Origin of the sequence: Granulicatella balaenopterae (assembly GCF_900111135.1) — a bacterium.
In the GTDB taxonomy this organism is placed as follows: Bacteria; Bacillota; Bacilli; order Lactobacillales; family Aerococcaceae; genus Granulicatella; species Granulicatella balaenopterae.
Map to the genome: position 1 here is coordinate 1 of NZ_FOGF01000011.1, position 16,062 is coordinate 16,062.

Annotated in this window: 17 protein-coding genes and 1 pseudogene; all 18 read left to right on the forward strand. The window is 35.5% G+C overall.

Annotated features, from left to right (window positions below):
• A pseudogene (locus BMX09_RS10065) lies at positions 1–294 on the forward strand (nucleotidyltransferase); the annotation flags it as partial.
• Between the two features lie 540 nt (positions 295–834).
• Positions 835–1,482 (forward strand): CpsD/CapB family tyrosine-protein kinase, encoded by a 648-nt coding sequence (locus BMX09_RS03715; protein WP_089746359.1) that lies wholly within the window; start codon positions 835–837, stop codon positions 1,480–1,482.
• A 143-nt stretch (positions 1,483–1,625) separates the two neighbouring features.
• On the forward strand, positions 1,626–1,811 hold the full coding sequence (locus tag BMX09_RS09965; RefSeq protein ID WP_143054369.1) for a hypothetical protein: 186 nt from the start codon (positions 1,626–1,628) through the stop codon (positions 1,809–1,811).
• Between the two features lie 559 nt (positions 1,812–2,370).
• Positions 2,371–3,303, forward strand: coding sequence for a tyrosine recombinase XerC (gene xerC, locus BMX09_RS03720; RefSeq protein WP_245711121.1), 933 nt, complete (start codon positions 2,371–2,373; stop codon positions 3,301–3,303).
• Positions 3,304–3,473: 170 nt separating this feature from the next.
• Positions 3,474–4,001: an HslVU peptidase proteolytic subunit gene (hslV, locus tag BMX09_RS03725; protein ID WP_089746361.1), complete on the forward strand. Its 528-nt coding sequence runs from the start codon at positions 3,474–3,476 to the stop codon at positions 3,999–4,001.
• Positions 4,002–4,014: 13 nt separating this feature from the next.
• Positions 4,015–5,421 (forward strand): ATP-dependent protease ATPase subunit HslU, encoded by a 1,407-nt coding sequence (gene hslU, locus BMX09_RS03730; RefSeq protein ID WP_089746362.1) that lies wholly within the window; start codon positions 4,015–4,017, stop codon positions 5,419–5,421.
• 185 nt (positions 5,422–5,606) lie between these two features.
• Positions 5,607–6,470: an aldose 1-epimerase family protein gene (locus BMX09_RS03735; protein ID WP_089746363.1), complete on the forward strand. Its 864-nt coding sequence runs from the start codon at positions 5,607–5,609 to the stop codon at positions 6,468–6,470.
• 149 nt (positions 6,471–6,619) lie between these two features.
• Positions 6,620–7,081, forward strand: coding sequence for a SprT family protein (locus BMX09_RS03740; protein WP_089746410.1), 462 nt, complete (start codon positions 6,620–6,622; stop codon positions 7,079–7,081).
• A 57-nt stretch (positions 7,082–7,138) separates the two neighbouring features.
• Positions 7,139–8,491: a Trk system potassium transporter TrkA gene (gene trkA, locus BMX09_RS03745; RefSeq protein ID WP_089746364.1), complete on the forward strand. Its 1,353-nt coding sequence runs from the start codon at positions 7,139–7,141 to the stop codon at positions 8,489–8,491.
• 29 nt (positions 8,492–8,520) lie between these two features.
• Complete coding sequence (locus BMX09_RS03750) at positions 8,521–9,987, forward strand: TrkH family potassium uptake protein (RefSeq protein WP_089746365.1); 1,467 nt, start codon at positions 8,521–8,523, stop codon at positions 9,985–9,987.
• 114 nt (positions 9,988–10,101) lie between these two features.
• On the forward strand, positions 10,102–10,455 hold the full coding sequence (locus BMX09_RS03755; RefSeq protein WP_089746366.1) for a tRNA-binding protein: 354 nt from the start codon (positions 10,102–10,104) through the stop codon (positions 10,453–10,455).
• 182 nt (positions 10,456–10,637) lie between these two features.
• A complete protein-coding gene (locus BMX09_RS03760; RefSeq protein WP_177159521.1) occupies positions 10,638–10,910 on the forward strand; it encodes a UPF0223 family protein in 273 nt (90 codons plus the stop codon).
• A gap of 13 nt (positions 10,911–10,923) precedes the next feature.
• Positions 10,924–11,697 carry an inositol monophosphatase family protein gene (locus BMX09_RS03765; RefSeq protein WP_089746367.1) on the forward strand — a complete coding sequence of 258 codons (774 nt, stop codon included), beginning with the start codon at positions 10,924–10,926 and terminating at the stop codon, positions 11,695–11,697.
• A gap of 181 nt (positions 11,698–11,878) precedes the next feature.
• A complete protein-coding gene (locus tag BMX09_RS03770; protein WP_089746368.1) occupies positions 11,879–12,157 on the forward strand; it encodes an HU family DNA-binding protein in 279 nt (92 codons plus the stop codon).
• Between the two features lie 116 nt (positions 12,158–12,273).
• Positions 12,274–13,545, forward strand: coding sequence for a tetratricopeptide repeat protein (locus tag BMX09_RS03775; protein ID WP_089746369.1), 1,272 nt, complete (start codon positions 12,274–12,276; stop codon positions 13,543–13,545).
• Between the two features lie 52 nt (positions 13,546–13,597).
• The gene (locus BMX09_RS03780) at positions 13,598–14,122 is read left to right on the forward strand and encodes a YpiB family protein (RefSeq protein WP_089746370.1); all 525 of its coding nucleotides are present in this window, start codon (positions 13,598–13,600) and stop codon (positions 14,120–14,122) included.
• 68 nt (positions 14,123–14,190) lie between these two features.
• Positions 14,191–15,393 (forward strand): CCA tRNA nucleotidyltransferase, encoded by a 1,203-nt coding sequence (locus BMX09_RS03785; RefSeq protein WP_089746371.1) that lies wholly within the window; start codon positions 14,191–14,193, stop codon positions 15,391–15,393.
• Between the two features lie 185 nt (positions 15,394–15,578).
• A complete protein-coding gene (locus BMX09_RS03790) occupies positions 15,579–16,043 on the forward strand; it encodes a hypothetical protein (protein WP_089746372.1) in 465 nt (154 codons plus the stop codon).
• Positions 16,044–16,062 lie beyond the last annotated feature (19 nt).

The window sequence follows — 16,062 nt, forward strand, 5'->3', positions numbered from 1 at the left end:
TCATATGTATCAATGAACATGTGGGGCTTAACACCAGAGTATATGGACTTATTAGAAGTAGGATTTGAAGACTTCTTCAACCAAGACCACCCAGATATGTTAAAAGTCGAATACTTATTACCGATGCATATTGGCGATTTATTAGAAGCCGATAAAGTATCCGTAAAACTATTAGAAACAAACGATAAATGGTTCGGCATGACTTACCACGAAGACAAAAAAGACGTAGCCCAAGCCTTCGACAAACTAATCTCAGATGGTTTATACCAAAGAGATTTATTTAGTGATTTATAATATTTTGGTGAGGGTTTTTAGCCCTCGCTTTTTTGTATAGAAATTTCCTTAAGTGGTCTTTTTTAGGGTGGTCAGATAATTGTATAAGATAATAGGATTATGAGTCTTTAAATAGCAGTTTTAATAATGTTTTATATATTTTTTACTGTATCTATATTTTTTTGTGGATGATATATTGTTTTATAGCGGTTTTTGTTGAAAAAATGTTTATTTTTTGTTTTTTGGATATTATTAACTAATTTTATCCGTTATTTTTATTTATTTATAGTAAATGATTTTTAGGGAAGTGTATGAATAATTTTGTAAGGCTAGTTTTGGTATTTAATCAGAATTTCCATTAACAAAAAATAGGAATTATGATAGCTTAATAGATATATAGGCTCATTTTAAGAGTTCGTTAGTTAGGTGACATAGATTTTTGGCATAAAGAAGTGAGAGTCTTATTGGGGGTAAGGTTCTTATGGAATATCGTCATTCTTAGATAGTAATCTAATAGAAAGCAAAAATAATATTATAAAAAAGTAGAAGAGGTGAAGGTGAATGGGGAAAATAACTATTCGTGTACCAAATAAAGATTTTTTTGTTAATGAAGCCAATAAATCATTGCGGACTAATTTAGGTTTTTGTGGTAAAGACAAAAAAGTAATTACTTTTACGAGCTATAGTCCTGGTGAAGGGAAGTCGACTACGGTTATTAATTTGGCGTTATCATTAACAGATATTCATCAAAAAGTGCTAATTATCGATGCTGATTTACGTAAATCTTCTTTAATGCATAAATTAAAAGCTGTTGGTATAGAAAAAGGTTTGTCGCATTATTTATCAAGACAAGCAAGAGTTGAGGATGTCATTTATGAAACAAATGTCAAAAATTTAGATATGATGTTTTCTGGTCCTTTCCCACCAAATCCCGCTGAATTATTGGGAAGTCAGTTATTTGGGATGACTGTAACATCGCTTAAGGAATACTATGATTATATCTTAATTGATACTCCGCCTATTGGAAGTGTGATTGACGCAGCGGTCGTTGCTGAAAAAAGTGATGGGGCTATTATTGTGATTGAGTCTGGCGCCATTAGTCATAAATTAGAGCAAGAAAGTATCAAACAATTAGAAAAGACAGGTTGCCCTATCTTAGGTGTGATATTGAATAAAGTTAAAAATATCGGTAAAGCCTATTACGATTAGTGTGCTTGTTTAGAATAACTAGAGGATAGATTTGTTAGCTAGAAGCCATAGATTGATAAGAATCTGTGGCTTTTTTTTGGTGTGGTATGATTTGTTTATTACCTGATTAGCTTGTATACTATTAGTGAATAAATTGAAAGGTCGTGAGTATCGTAATGGTAAAGAAAAAAGAAGAGTATTATGAAGAGGAAGATTCTCTTATGTTAGCAGAGTTTCTAGAGAGGAATGTGGCAGTGGTATCAGTTGCTGAACAAGAAGAAATTGATGCATTAGGCATTGATTTTTCCGATCTAACAGGTGAGGAAATAAGATTAGAAGAGTTATTATAAGATGTGATAGTGATTTTTATAAGCAATCCTTTGAAAAAGCTATTAAAAGAATGATGATAATAGGGACTAGGATTGCAGATGGCGTCTAAAGATAGTAATCATAGTGAGTAAGTTTGCTACATTAATAGAAGATTCTTTAGAAAATATTGTTAGGATGCTCCTTCAGTAGAAAAGGCGATGAACCAGAACTATTGATGGTGGCTTTTTTGTATATTATAGTTCGTTACTATTTTTGTAAGCGGTAAAATAATATATTTTAGCCATTCTATTATAGTGGTACTCTGTGGTATACTTAATTAACAATGCGTTCTTTGTGGCAAGTTTACATAATAAAAAGATTTAGCACCTTATATATCATTTTTTTTTTGATGTTTATCTATTTTTTATTGATTATAGTAGGTTATTTTTAGAAAAAATTTGTTTATGGGTTAGTTTTTAATGGTTTTTGGTATTATCTCTTAAATAATTCTTAAACATGCTTTCAATAAATTGTAATGGTTTTCTTTTTGTGATAAATTATGTTTGTATCTGAAGAAAGGAAGATTTGATGGATAACTATATGAAACAGTTTTTAAGGTATTTAGATGTGGAGCGTCGTTATTCTCCGGAGACTGTTAAGGCCTATCAACGTGATATTTTACAGTTTGTTGGCGAGATGAATGATGCGGGTATTTCTTCCTTTAATCAAGTAGATAGGACTTTTGTGAAGATTTATTTAGGACGATTGCATCGAGCAGAGTATAGTCGTACGAGTATTTCAAGGTTTTTATCATCGATGCGTTCTTTTTATGCATATTTGTATGAGCAGCAAGTAGTGGAGGATAATCCTTTTGCTTCAGTATCATATAAGAAGGGACAGTCCCGTTTGCCGGAGTTCTTTTTTGAGGATGAGTTGCGTCAATTATTGGATGAGTTGCCTGTTAAGACTCCATTAGAATTGCGCAATAAGGCTTTAATGGAGTTGTTATATGCGACGGGGATGCGTGTGAGTGAATTGACTTCTTTGCGCTTGAATCAGTTAAAATGGGATTTAGGTGTTATTTTAGTAATTGGTAAGGGAGATAAGGAGCGATATGTTCCTTTTGGTGAGTTCGCGCATGATGCATTAGAGACGTATCTTAATGAGAGTCGTAGTGAACTAATGGTTAAGAGACATGTGGATCATGATGTTGTTTTTGTGAATTATCTTGGTGAACCATTGACAGCACGAGGCGTTTCGTATATTCTTGACAATATTATTAAGGAAAGTAGTTTGAGTGCGACGATTCATCCGCATATGTTGCGTCATAGTTTTGCGACGCATTTATTGAATAATGGAGCGGATATGCGTACGGTGCAGGAGCTATTAGGACATGCGAGTTTGAGTTCAACGCAGATTTATACGCATGTTACTAAAGATGCTTTACAGCATAATTATGCGCAGTTCTTTCCAAGAGCGAGTCGTAGTAAGAAGCGTGAGAATGGATTAGATTTATCGCAATTCAAGCAATAACCTAGTATACTAGAAGGACGGGTAAGCAGTCTGTCTTTGTCGGATAGTCACATTAGTTTGTTAAGCACTAGAATGATTCAGCATAAGACAGTTATTTATAATAACAAGATAATAACGAATTAGTCGCCTCTTTTGAGAGTGGCTAGATAATAGATAAAGGAGTTTTTTTAATGACTACAATTTGTGCAGTAAAAAAAGGTAATCAAGTTGCGATGGCTGGTGACGGTCAAGTAACAATGGGTGAAAAAGTAATCATGAAAGGGACAGCTCGTAAGATTCGTCGCATTTTTAATGGTGATGTCTTAGTTGGTTTTGCGGGTGGTGTGGCCGATGCAATTACTTTAGAAGATATGTTTGAAGAGAAGTTAAAGCAATATAAAGGTAATTTACAGCGTGCTGCAATTGAGATGGCTAAGGAATGGCGTGTTAATGGGAATCTGCAAAAGTTAGAGGCTTTATTAATTGTAATGAATAAGGAGCAATTATTATTAGTGTCAGGTACGGGTGAAGTGATTGAGCCAGATGATGGTATTTTAACGATTGGATCTGGTGGGAACTTTGCTTTGTCTTCGGCGCGTGCTTTATTGCGTTATGGTTCTAGTGAATTATCAGCGGAAGATATTGCCCGTGAAAGTTTGAAAGTAGCATCAGAAATCGATGTATATACAAATGACTCAATTTTAACTGAGGTATTATAAGGAGCGTATTGGGATGAATGAATTAATTAGTAAAACACCTAGAGAAGTAGTAGCGGAATTGGACCGTTTTATTATTGGTCAAAATTCAGCTAAGCGTGCTGTGGCGGTTGCTTTACGTAATCGTTATCGTCGTTTATTATTAGATGAAGATATGCAAAAGGAAGTAACGCCTAAGAACTTATTAATGATTGGGCCTACTGGTGTGGGTAAGACAGAATTGGCTCGTCGTTTGGCTACAATGGTTCAAGCGCCTTTTGTGAAGGTTGAAGCGACTAAATTTACTGAGGTTGGTTATGTTGGTCGTGATGTGGAATCAATGGTGCGTGATTTGGTGGATAGCGGAATTCGCATTGTTGAAGCGCAAAAGAAAGAGGCTGTCCGAGGCGAAGCATATAATTTAGCAATTAAGAAGTTAGCTGCCATTTTAAAGCCTGGTGTGATGAAGAAGGTTGCTAATTCGCAGGTAGATTATTTTGCGAATATGGCGAAGATGATGGGGTTACCGCAAGATGCTATCGAACCTGAGATGAAGGAAGAAGTGACAGAAGAAGTTAAGTCTAGTCGTCGTGAGATTGAAAAGCAATTGCGTAATGGCGAGTTAATGAATAAAGAAGTGACCATTGAAGTAGTTGAAAAGCCAATCAAAATGGGTAATGGCGGCATGGGTATGGAGCAGATGATGGAGATTCAGTCTATGCTTGATAGTATGAAGCCTAAGAAGAAAATGAAGCGTACGGTTACCGTTCCTGAAGCGATTGAGATTTTAACGCAACAAGAAGCGGATAATTTAGTGAATATGGATGATGTGTATGCTGAAGCTTTAAAATTAGCTGAGACTTCTGGTATTATTTTCATTGATGAGATTGACAAAATTGCTGCCAAGAATCAAAATGGTGGTGAAGTTAGCCGTGAGGGTGTGCAACGTGATATCTTACCGATTGTTGAAGGTAGTGCGGTGAATACGAAATATGGTGTAATTCATACGGATCATATCTTATTTATTGCTTCTGGAGCTTTCCATGTTGCTAAACCAAGTGACTTGATGCCGGAATTACAAGGTCGTTTCCCAATTCGTGTAGAATTAGAAGATTTGACACAGGAAGACTTTGAACGTATCTTAACAGAACCGCATAATGCTTTATTAAAACAATATAAAGCGTTACTTGCGACTGAAAATATTGAAGTTGTCTTTACGAAAGAAGCTGTTTCTAAATTAGCAGAGATTGCTTTTGAGGTGAATAGTACAACTGAAAATATTGGTGCTCGTCGTCTGCATACGATTTTAGAGCGTTTATTAGAGGAACTATTATTTGAAGCGCCTGATATGCATATGGGAAATATTCAAATTACCGAAAGCTATGTTATGAGTAAATTAGGCGATGTGCAACAAGATGAAGATTTAAGTCGTTATATTTTATAATAGCTAGCTGAGTACTCATAATTATCCTTGTGAGCGTGTTGGTTGGTTAATGTGTTATTCCTGAAAGCTTGTTCTTTTGGGAAGCGGGTATAGCGCATGATCCCCTGTTTTAGCGGGGGATTACTTTTATGACATAAATGTAAACGAATTCAAAACAAAAATAGATTAGTAAAGGTGGGAATGCAATGTATTGTATTGAAAATAAATTTTTGAAAGTCCGTATCAAAGAACAAGGTGCGGAACTTTCGTCTATTATTTTAAAGGAGACTGGTGAAGAGTATTTATATCAAGCGGATCCGAAGTATTGGAATAAGCAGTCGCCGGTACTTTTTCCTTGTATAGGCATGATGCATGATGAGGAATTTGAGTATAATGGTAATACGTATCCAATGACGAAGCATGGTTTTTCGCGTGATTATCCATTTACGGTTAGTGAACATGCAGGAGATATGATTGACTTATTCCAATCAAATAAGACTTTAATGAAGAAGGATTATCCATTTCTTTTTGAATTTCATGTACGTTATGAATTAGTTAAAGATCGTTTAAAAGTAACGTATCGTATCTTTTCTCATGCGACTGAGATTTATTTTACAGTTGGGGGACATCCAGCATTTAAAGTTCCAATGGCGGAAGGTTTAGTATTTGATGATTATAAAGTTGAAATTCATAATGCAAATCCTTTAACAAAATATGCTTTAGTGGGACCTTTTGTTGATGAAGAAAATCGTCAATTTGATGCACCTAAAGGTTTTCAATTGAATCATCAACTATTTGCAGAGGATGCACTGGTTTATGAAACTCCAGGCGATACAGTGGTGCGTATTGTGACGGATAAGGACCATCGTGGAGTTGAAGTGAGCTATCAAAATATTCCCTATGTTGGTTTGTGGACTAAGACGAATAATGCGCCTTATCTATGTATTGAACCTTGGGATGGTCTACCAGATCGTGTAGTTGAATCTAAGAAGATTGAAGAGAAGCCAACATTAATGTATTTGGAACCATATTCTGAATATGAAATTAGCTATGATATTCATTGTTTCTAAAATTTGAGGGACTGATTACTAGGAGAAGTGTAGTGCTTTTTCTGGTAGTCAGTTTTTTTGTGGAAAATTTTAGATATTATTACCCCTAAAAATTTAATTAGTGTTATAATAGACTTTACATGAATTTTGGAAAAAGGTATGTGGTGAAAATGGTTAATAAAGATCAAGCGTTACAAGATTTAGTGGAGTCTATTTCAATGCGGTATTTTAGACGGAAATTCAAGCATAAAGCCTTTTATAATCCGCGTTTAAAAACGACTGGAGGCAGGTATCATTTAAGGAGTGGCGATATTGATATTAACCCATTAGTGGAGGAGATGCATGGTAGGGAAGAATTGGTTGGAGTGATAAAGCATGAGTTGTGTCATTATCATTTACATCAACAAGGTATGCCTTACCAGCATAGAGATCAAGAGTTTAAGCTGTTATTGCGTCAGGTGGGTGGTAGTCGCTATGTGAAGGATATGCGTACCAACAAAGAGTATCGTTTGCTCTATCAATGTGTTGAGTGTCAGACGGAATATTTTAGGCAGCGAAAGCTGAATACAAAAAGATATGCCTGCGGGAAGTGTCGTGGGAAGCTAGTCTTAGTTCAAGATGTATTATCATGAGTTCACGGGCTTAGCAGTATTGAAAGAATATAAGAAGAATAGTTGGGGGTTGAAGTAGTGAAAATTATTATGGTTGGCGGCGGTAAAGTCGGCGAGGTATTATGTGCCGAATTAGCAACAGACGCAAATGATATTGTGTTGATTGAGAAGAATCCGGAGAAGTTAGATCGAATGATTAATAAGTTTGATATTACGGGTTTAGTTGGTAATGGTGCAAGTTATGATGCATTGGTGGAAGCTGGTGCGGAGACAGCCGATATGTTTATTGCGGTTACCGAAAAAGATGAGATTAATATTATTGCATCGATTTTGGCTAAAAAGTTAGGAGTGACGTATACAGTTGCTCGTGTACGTAATCCAGAATATTCAATGCAATTGCAGTTTGTACGTGAGAGTTTGGGGATTTCTTTATTGATTAATCCTGATTTATCAGCAGCTCGAGATATTGCACGTAATTTTAATTATTCATCAGCTTTAAGTGTTGAGAGTTTGGCAGGGAATCGAGTAAGCCTGATTGGGTTAGAGATTAAGGGAAATTCGCCTTTAGTTGGGGCTGAGTTAAAAGATTTGCGTACTACTTTTGGAGGTATTTTAGTGTGCGTTATTCAGCGTAATGGTGAGAGTTTTATTCCTGATGGGTCAACAAGTATTGAGTCTGGGGATATTATTTATATTACGGGTGCTTATGAGGATGTATCGCCATTTTTAGATGTGTTGCATAAGCAATCAAAACCCATTAAGTCAACATTTATCGTTGGCGGTGGACGTATTGCCCATTATCTACTAAATCTATTAAATCGTAGTGGCATTAAATCAAAAGTTCTTGAGACAAATTTGGAGCGTTGTGAGAATTTGAGTGTGGATTTCCCTTATGCGGAGATTATTCATGCGGATGGTACGGATCATGATATTTTAGAAGAAGAGATGTTATCAGAGTATGATTCATTTGTGTCTTTAACAGGGATTGATGAGGAAAATATTGTCTTATCGGCTTTTGCTCAGCAGTGTGGTGTCGAAAAAGTAGTTACTAAGATGAGTCGTACAGGCATTTTAAAAGTCTTACGTAATATTGATTTACAGTCGATTGTTTCACCTAAGCAATTAGTGGCTAGTGAGATTATTCAATTTGTGAAATCACGTGCTAATACGGAAGGTTCGAATGTTGAAGCGTTATATCGTATTGCTGATAATCAAGTGGAGGCTTTACAGTTTAGAATTAATCATGGTAGTCGTATTTGTGATAAGCCTTTGTCTGATTTACCCTTAAAATCAGATATGTTAATTGCCTATATTTTACGTGGTCAAGAATTAATCTATCCAGATGGTAGTGATCAACTGCAGCCACATGATCGTGTGATTGTGATTACAACTGATAAAAGTTTAGATGATATTGACGATATTTTAGCGTAATTAATATAGTAGAAATTGGTGGTGGGAAAGTGCAAAGAAAAGTAGTCCGGTTTTTAATCGGTAAAATTTTACAGGTTGAGGCATTGTTATTGATGCTTCCATTTATTGTAAGTGTTATCTATCGTGAGTCATGGCATCAGATGTTGAGTTATGGTAGTGTCGTTCTTTTATTATTAGCAATTGGGACATTATTTAGTTATAAACAGCCAAAGCATTTTAAAATCCTAGCTAAAGATGGTGTTATTACAGTAGCCTTGGGGTGGATATTATTATCATTCTTCGGTGCTTTACCATTTGTCTTTTCAGGAGAAATCCCTAATATTTTTGATGCTTTTTTTGAGGTATCAAGTGGATTTACGACAACGGGGTCAAGTATTTTGGTGGATTTGTCTATTTTGCAGCATTCGTCTTTATTTTGGCGAAGTTTTACCCATTTAATTGGTGGGATGGGAGTATTAGTGTTTACTTTGGCGATTCTGCCTGATTCGGGATCGGATTCGGTGCAGTTAATGCGTGCTGAGGTTCCTGGTCCTGTCTTTGGTAAGTTAGTGTCCAAGTTAAGTAAGACGGCTCGTATTTTGTATGGGATTTATTTAGTGATGGCGGCAATTTTAGCATTTATTTTAGTAGTTTTAAAGGTGCCATTATTTGATGCCATATTGATTGCTTGTGGTACGGCAGGGACTGGTGGTTTTGCGGTTCATAATGCTGGCTTTTCGTTATATGATAATCAAGTATTAGTAGAATGGGTCGTAGCTGTTGGGATGATGTTATTTGGGATTAATTTTAATTTATATTATTTATGTTTATTAGGGAAAGTAAGAGAAGTTTGGAAGGATGAGGAGTTTCGTTATTATATAGGAATTATTGTAGTCGTAACGGCGATGATTATGTTTGCTTTGGTGGGCAATGGGGATACCTTTATGACGAATCTGCGTTATGTCTTCTTTACCGTCTCTTCATTAATGACGACAACCGGTTTTGGCGTATGCGACTTTGGTGAATGGCCAGTTGTAGCGCAGACTTTATTAGTATTATTAATGTTTTGTGGAGGTTCAGCAGGCTCAACAGCTGGTGGGTTAAAGGTATCTCGTGTGGTTATTTTCTTCAAATCAGCCTTAGCAGAGTTCAAACGCATGGCGCATCCTAGACGGGTAATTGTACCGAAGATGTCGGGGAAAGCTTTACCGAAAGATGTTGAGATGAAAGTAACGAATTATTTATTAGTCTATATTTTCGTATTTATTATGATTTTGTTCTCTGTTTCTTGTGAGGCGAATGATTTTACAACGGCATTCACATCAGTAGCGGCAACATTTAATAATATTGGTCCTGGTTTGGGGGATGTAGGTCCTTTAGCGAATTATTCATGGTATTCAAATTGGAATAAATTTGTCTTATCAATTGGGATGATTGCAGGACGTTTAGAGATTTTCCCAATTTTATTATTATTTTCACCAGTAACCTTAAAATCTTTTGTGAAGTCAAGTAGATAAAGAATTGAGTTAGCCGGAAAGATGGTTAGCTTTTTTAGATGGAACCAGTCATATCTATGAAGGATTTGTGCTATAATAAAGACGTAAATACATTTAGAGAATGGAGTGTTGTAAATGGCTGCACCAGTAAAACCGAACGTGACGATGAAAGAAATCGAAAAGTTAGATATTCGTTGTGGAACTATTTTGAAAGTGGAAGATATTCCTAAGTCTAAATCATTAATGAAGTTGACAGTTGATTTAGGGGAAGAAGAAGCACGTACAATTTTAGCCGGGATTAAAGGCGAACGTGAAGATCCAACTGAGATTGAAGGAAAACAAGCATTATTTATCGTGAATTTAGAACCTCGTGAAATGATGGGCTATACTTCTCATGGAATGTTGTTTGATATTGGCTTTGAAGATGGAATAACACCAGTCTTAGCAATGCCTGAAAAAGAAGTTAAAAACGGTGTGCGTGCCGGTTAATGAAGATTTTGGGCTATAGATTCGTCTGTAGCCTTTTTTATTGGTGAATTTTTTCTAGAAAAACGCTTAAAAGATAAGATAAACGGGCTAGTTTTTGCTATAATAGGGATGAATAAGAAATTTGTTAAGGATTGGGCGATGTTTTTTTGCTTAATGGTTTTAACAGAAAAAAGGGGAGTATTATGGCGAATTATAGTTATCCAATAGATATGGATTGGACGCACGAAGAGATGAATAGTGTGATTAAGTTTTTGAATATGGTGGAATTAGCTTATGAAAAGGGTGTTCCAGCCGCAAAAGTAATGGAGGCCTATAAAGCATATAAAAAAGTTGTTCCATCAATAGCCGAAGAAAAAACAATGTGTAAGCAGTTCGAAAGAGAATCTGGCTATTCATTATACCGCGTGGTTAAAGCAGCTAAAGAGAATCCAACAAAAATTATTCGCATGGCATAAAGGAGTGGATTAGATGGATTTGTTAGAGTTACATTTAGAAGTAATGCAGTGGATTGATGAAGCAAAAGCAATTATCCAAGCAGGTTTGAAGAGTGATTTAATTATCGAAGAAAAGACTGGTTATAAGGATTTGGTGACGAATGTTGATAAGCAAGTCGAACAATATTTTGTAGCGAATATTCGTGAATTATACCCTACTCATAAGATTATGGGTGAGGAAGGCTCAGGGGATAAGATTCATTCATTAGATGGTTTTGTCTGGATTATTGATCCGATTGATGGCACTTTGAATTTTGTAACTAAACAGCGTGATTATGGGATTATGATTGCTTTATATAAAGATGGTGTTGGTCAATTAGGATATATTTATGATGTGTCTCGCGACCAATTAATGTACGGGATTCGTGATTATGGGGCATATTGTGACCATAAGCGTTTGGTGAAGCCTTTTGTTAGTGATCTTTCTGAAGGGTTCTTAGATATGAATTGTTATATCTTAATGGATGCTAATGAGCGCTTTAAAAATACCATCAGACACTCAAAAGGAACACGTGCAATCGGTGCATCTTCAATTGAACATATGAATGTCTTTTTAGGTAATTCTTTAGCGTATTTATCAGAACAATTAGCACCTTGGGATGTGGCTTGTGGTATGGTGATTGCTAGAGAATTAGGTTATTTCTATCGTACATTAGATAATAAGAAGATTGACCTACTAAGTAATAAGACAAGTTTATTAGTTTGTCATCCTGCTGTTGCTTTAGAGCTCCTAAATACTTATAATTAACAAAAAATAAAGGAAATCCATGTAAATTATGCTGATTAACATTGAAAGTCAGATAGTAGAATGGTATACTTTATAAGAAATCAGACGAGGATTGATTTCCAGAAAGCTTATTTTAAAGATAAGATATTCTGTCGTGGTATTATATCACGAGATCTTCTTATTGATGGAGGTGAATTCAAACATGGCAAACAAAGCAGAATTAGTCGATCGTATCGCTAAGAAAACAGAATTAACTAAGAAAGATGTAGCTGCTACAGTAGATGCATTATTCGAAACAATTCAAGAAGCTTTACAAGAAGGCGAAAAAGTTCAAATTATCGGTTTTGGTAACTTTGAAGTTCGTGAACGTGCTGCTCGTAAAGGACGTAACCCTCAATCAGGTGAAGAAATCCAAATCGCAGCAAGCAAAGTACCAGCATTCAAAGCAGGTAAAGCATTAAAAGATGCAGTGAAAAAATAATCATTGTAAATGAAAAGTTTTAATCTCTAAGTAATTAGGGGTTAAAGCTTTTTTTGTTTTCATTCAGTCGCAAAACGTGCTATGATAAATAGGAAAACTTATTAGCGGAGGGTATTATGAGTAAAATAATTGAACAGATTGAACAAGCTTTAACAGAACAAGATATTGAAAAAGTATATGAATTATATAATGGATTTTTTGAAGATTTTGATAGTAAGAAGGATTTAGAGGAGTTAATTGAATTAGCAGAATTTTCTTTATCGATTGGCTTTTTAGAAGAATCGCGTCGTGCCTTTTTATTATTAACAGAATTAGAACCATCAGAATCAGCGTGGACAATTCAATTAGCGCAAATTATGATAGAAAATGGCGAATATGATCAAGCTTTATCAGTCTTATATGATATTCCATCAACTGATGTGAATTACCCAGCCGTATTAGTATGTCAGGCTGATTTGTATCAAGAGCAAGGCTATTTAGATGTGGCAGAACGCAAATTAATGGAAGCTAAGAATATTGCTCCTGATGAAGTGAGTTTGGATTATTATTTAGGAGCTCTATTATTTGAGGCGGAATCATTTAGTCGTAGTCAATCATTCTTAGAAAGTTATTTGAAAAAGCAAGAAGATGAATTATTTGTACAACAAGCGAAACGAATGTTAGTAGTAATTGCCATCATGGAGGATGATTTTGAGGTAGTTGAAGCTCATCTTGAGGATATGGAGATGTCTGAATTACCAACACCTTTATTATTAGAATTAGCGACACTTTATACTTATCATCATCATTTCCAAAAGGCGACAGAATTATATGCGGAAGTCTTATTGCGTGATGATGAGCCTTGGGATGCTTATTATGGTTTGGCGCAGATTTTACAAGCAGAAGGTAAGATTGAAGAATCAATTGAGCAGTTAGAAGCGATTTTATCGGCGAATCCATTCTATGTGAAAGCTTATGAATTGCAGTACAATAACTATTTAGCGCAGTCTGATTATAAGGCAGCTTTAGCATTAGCCACAAAAGAAGTTGAGTATGTGCCAGAAAGTACCGATGCGGTGATTCGTTTGGCGACCATTCAAGAGGAATTAGACTTAGATGATGATGCAGTGATGACAATTAATAAGGCGGAATATGAGCAATTATTTGATCCAAAGTTAGTCTATTTAAAAGCACGTTGTTATGATAAGTTAGAAGAATTTGCATTAGCAGCAGAGGCTTATAAAGAAGCTAGTAACTATTATGGCGATTCAATTGACTTTATAATGGATTATGCTAAGTTCTTGCGTGAAGATGGTAAGCGTGAAGAAGCATTAAAAGTGATTGATAAAGGCTTAACAATTGATCCATTGAATATGATGTTAGTTGAATTAAAATCAACTTTTGATTAAGTTTTTTGATATGAGAGACCTTAAGGAATAAATAATAGAAAGTTGTGATAAGATGTTATTTTCACCATCATTAGAAACAAAGAAACAATTTGTAGCTTGGTTAGTTAAGAATTATTCATTGCCAAGACGTGAAACATTATGGATTTTGAATTATTTATTGAATCATGATTTGATGTTGAAGCATGTACATTTTGTAGAAGATGCATTAGAGACGCCTCGTGGAATGGTATTGGTGAGTAATGTGCCAGCAGATGAATCATTTATTTTTTGTAAGGATGGCCATACATATACTAATCCAGAACAAGCTTTTCATGATTTACGGTTAAGAGGACAAGGAGAATGTTATATTAGTTTGGGATGTGCTGAAGCTTATCGTTTAATGTTGGCTTTTGGTGTATTAGAAGATAATCCCTATGCCAATAAAGAGATTGAAGTTTCTAGGGAAGTAGAAGATGAATTATCAAACTTTGAAGTAGAATTATTAGCCTTATCAATTGAAAGAGCGATTGATAAAGCGTTAGAGACTGGCGATAAAGAAACATTTTATCGCTTGAGTAAGAAGTTGGAAGAATTGTAGATTAGAGCAGGTATTAAGAGACTGCCCATAATCAGACAAAATAAAAATAACAAGCAAGGAGCAATTACATGATTGAATCTCATAAACCATTTCAAACAGCAAAACCAGTACTAGAAAAAATTATCCAAGCAGGCTTTGAGGCTTATTTTGTGGGGGGGAGTGTGCGGGATGTCTTATTACATAAAGAAATTTCGGATGTTGATATTGCATCTAGTGCGACACCTTATGAAATTAAGGAAATTTTTTCAAATACGGTTGATTTAGGGATTGAGCATGGTACGGTCCTTGTCTTAGAAGGCGGAGAAGGTTATGAGATTACGACTTTCCGTACGGAGGCTGAATATGAAGATTTTCGTCATCCGTCTGCTGTGACATTTGTACGCTCATTAGAAGAGGATTTAAAGCGTCGTGACTTTACGATTAATGCTTTAGCTTTAGGGATTGATAATCAGGTGATTGATTATTTTGAAGGGAAAGAAGACTTAGAGCGTCAAGTGATTCGATGTGTCGGTAATCCTTTAGAGCGCTTTAATGAGGATGCTTTGCGTATGTTTCGTGCGGTGCGTTTTATTAGTCAATTGAATTTCCAAATTGATCCAGCGACCAAAGAAGCCATTACGAAGCTTCACCAAAATATGGCAAATGTGGCTGTTGAGCGCATGCGTGTGGAATGGGTGAAGACTATGATGGGGATTGGTCGTAAGGCTGGTATTCATGAATTGTTGGATACCAATCTTTATACGGTCTGTCCGCACTTTAACGAGATGCGTGAGGCTTTAGTGGGATTAGGCGATAATCAGATGACGCGCTTAACGGAATTGCAAGGTTGGATTTTATTGGCTTATTATGCTGACTTATCAGACAAGCAAGTTAAGAAATTAATGCGTGATTGGAAATGTTCGAATCAATTAATGAATAACGTGGCAACAGGTCTTATGACTTTACGCAAACGACTCGAACAAGATTATGACTTCTTTATGGCCTATGACTGTCAAAAAGAGTTAGCGATGGAAGTAGAAGCAATCTTACCTTCTCTTGGTGGCACAAGTGATCAAAGGAATTTAGAGGCGGTCTACAAGGATTTGCCAATTCATCAAGTGAATGAGTTAGCCTTGAATGGCCATGATATTATCGAAATTTTAAAATTAGAGAAAAAAGGTCCAATAATTGGTAAAGCGATGAACTTAATGAAGGAAGAGGTATTAAGAGCCAAAGTAGACAACACAAAAGAAGCGTTAACAGACTTATTATTGGCGGCTGATTTTGTATAGTAATACAGATTGAGGGGGCTGTTCAGAGATAACAATGGGCGTTATGATGCAGATATAGTCTGTTTATAATTGAAATAATTCAAACAGAAAAAGCCACTTGTTAATTGAAAGAAAGCCCTTTATTATGGTACAATCTAGCTTGAAGGGATACCCTTTGAAAAGATTATTTACGAGGAGTGTTTTAGATGAAAAAAGTAATGACAGGCTTACGTTTTATTTTTAGAAATGGCGAAACATGGACTATCGATCGCAAAATGATTGGTGATTTATGGATTAAGCAAGTAACAACTTCTTTTGGTCGCATTAATGGCAGTGAATTTCAAGAAATCCACCCATGCGAATCTTTACGTATTGAAATTTTCCCAGAAGCTGATCATGTCATGTCTGAGGATATTAACTTAGGTGGCTTAGAATTAGGGATGTTTGATCGTGTACAAAAATACCGTGATATTGAAATGATGGATATTTTATACTCACGTCCCGAAGCTGAAAATACTGGTCATGAAGATCGTATTTACTTCCCATACAAACCAATTGATGAAGATGGTAATGATAATCACTACCAAAGTTCAAAAGTTGGCGTCAGAGGACATTTGTTTATTGTGATTGATCCACAACAAGGGGTAGATGATTTATACCCTAATAATTAGATAAAAGATTGAATTAGTA

Bases quoted from the DNA above. Each gene is read 5' to 3' on its own strand.
- BMX09_RS03715 (WP_089746359.1), top strand. From the start codon at position 835: ATGGGGAAAATAACTATTCGTGTACCAAATAAAGATTTTTTTGTTAAT.
- xerC (WP_245711121.1), top strand. From the start codon at position 2,371: ATGAAACAGTTTTTAAGGTATTTAGATGTGGAGCGTCGTTATTCTCCG.
- hslV (WP_089746361.1), top strand. From the start codon at position 3,474: ATGACTACAATTTGTGCAGTAAAAAAAGGTAATCAAGTTGCGATGGCT.
- hslU (WP_089746362.1), top strand. From the start codon at position 4,015: ATGAATGAATTAATTAGTAAAACACCTAGAGAAGTAGTAGCGGAATTG.
- BMX09_RS03735 (WP_089746363.1), top strand. From the start codon at position 5,607: ATGTATTGTATTGAAAATAAATTTTTGAAAGTCCGTATCAAAGAACAA.
- BMX09_RS03740 (WP_089746410.1), top strand. From the start codon at position 6,620: ATGGTTAATAAAGATCAAGCGTTACAAGATTTAGTGGAGTCTATTTCA.
- BMX09_RS03755 (WP_089746366.1), top strand. From the start codon at position 10,102: ATGGCTGCACCAGTAAAACCGAACGTGACGATGAAAGAAATCGAAAAG.
- BMX09_RS03760 (WP_177159521.1), top strand. From the start codon at position 10,638: ATGGCGAATTATAGTTATCCAATAGATATGGATTGGACGCACGAAGAG.
- BMX09_RS03765 (WP_089746367.1), top strand. From the start codon at position 10,924: ATGGATTTGTTAGAGTTACATTTAGAAGTAATGCAGTGGATTGATGAA.
- BMX09_RS03770 (WP_089746368.1), top strand. From the start codon at position 11,879: ATGGCAAACAAAGCAGAATTAGTCGATCGTATCGCTAAGAAAACAGAA.
- BMX09_RS03775 (WP_089746369.1), top strand. From the start codon at position 12,274: ATGAGTAAAATAATTGAACAGATTGAACAAGCTTTAACAGAACAAGAT.
- BMX09_RS03780 (WP_089746370.1), top strand. From the start codon at position 13,598: ATGTTATTTTCACCATCATTAGAAACAAAGAAACAATTTGTAGCTTGG.
- BMX09_RS03785 (WP_089746371.1), top strand. From the start codon at position 14,191: ATGATTGAATCTCATAAACCATTTCAAACAGCAAAACCAGTACTAGAA.
- BMX09_RS03790 (WP_089746372.1), top strand. From the start codon at position 15,579: ATGAAAAAAGTAATGACAGGCTTACGTTTTATTTTTAGAAATGGCGAA.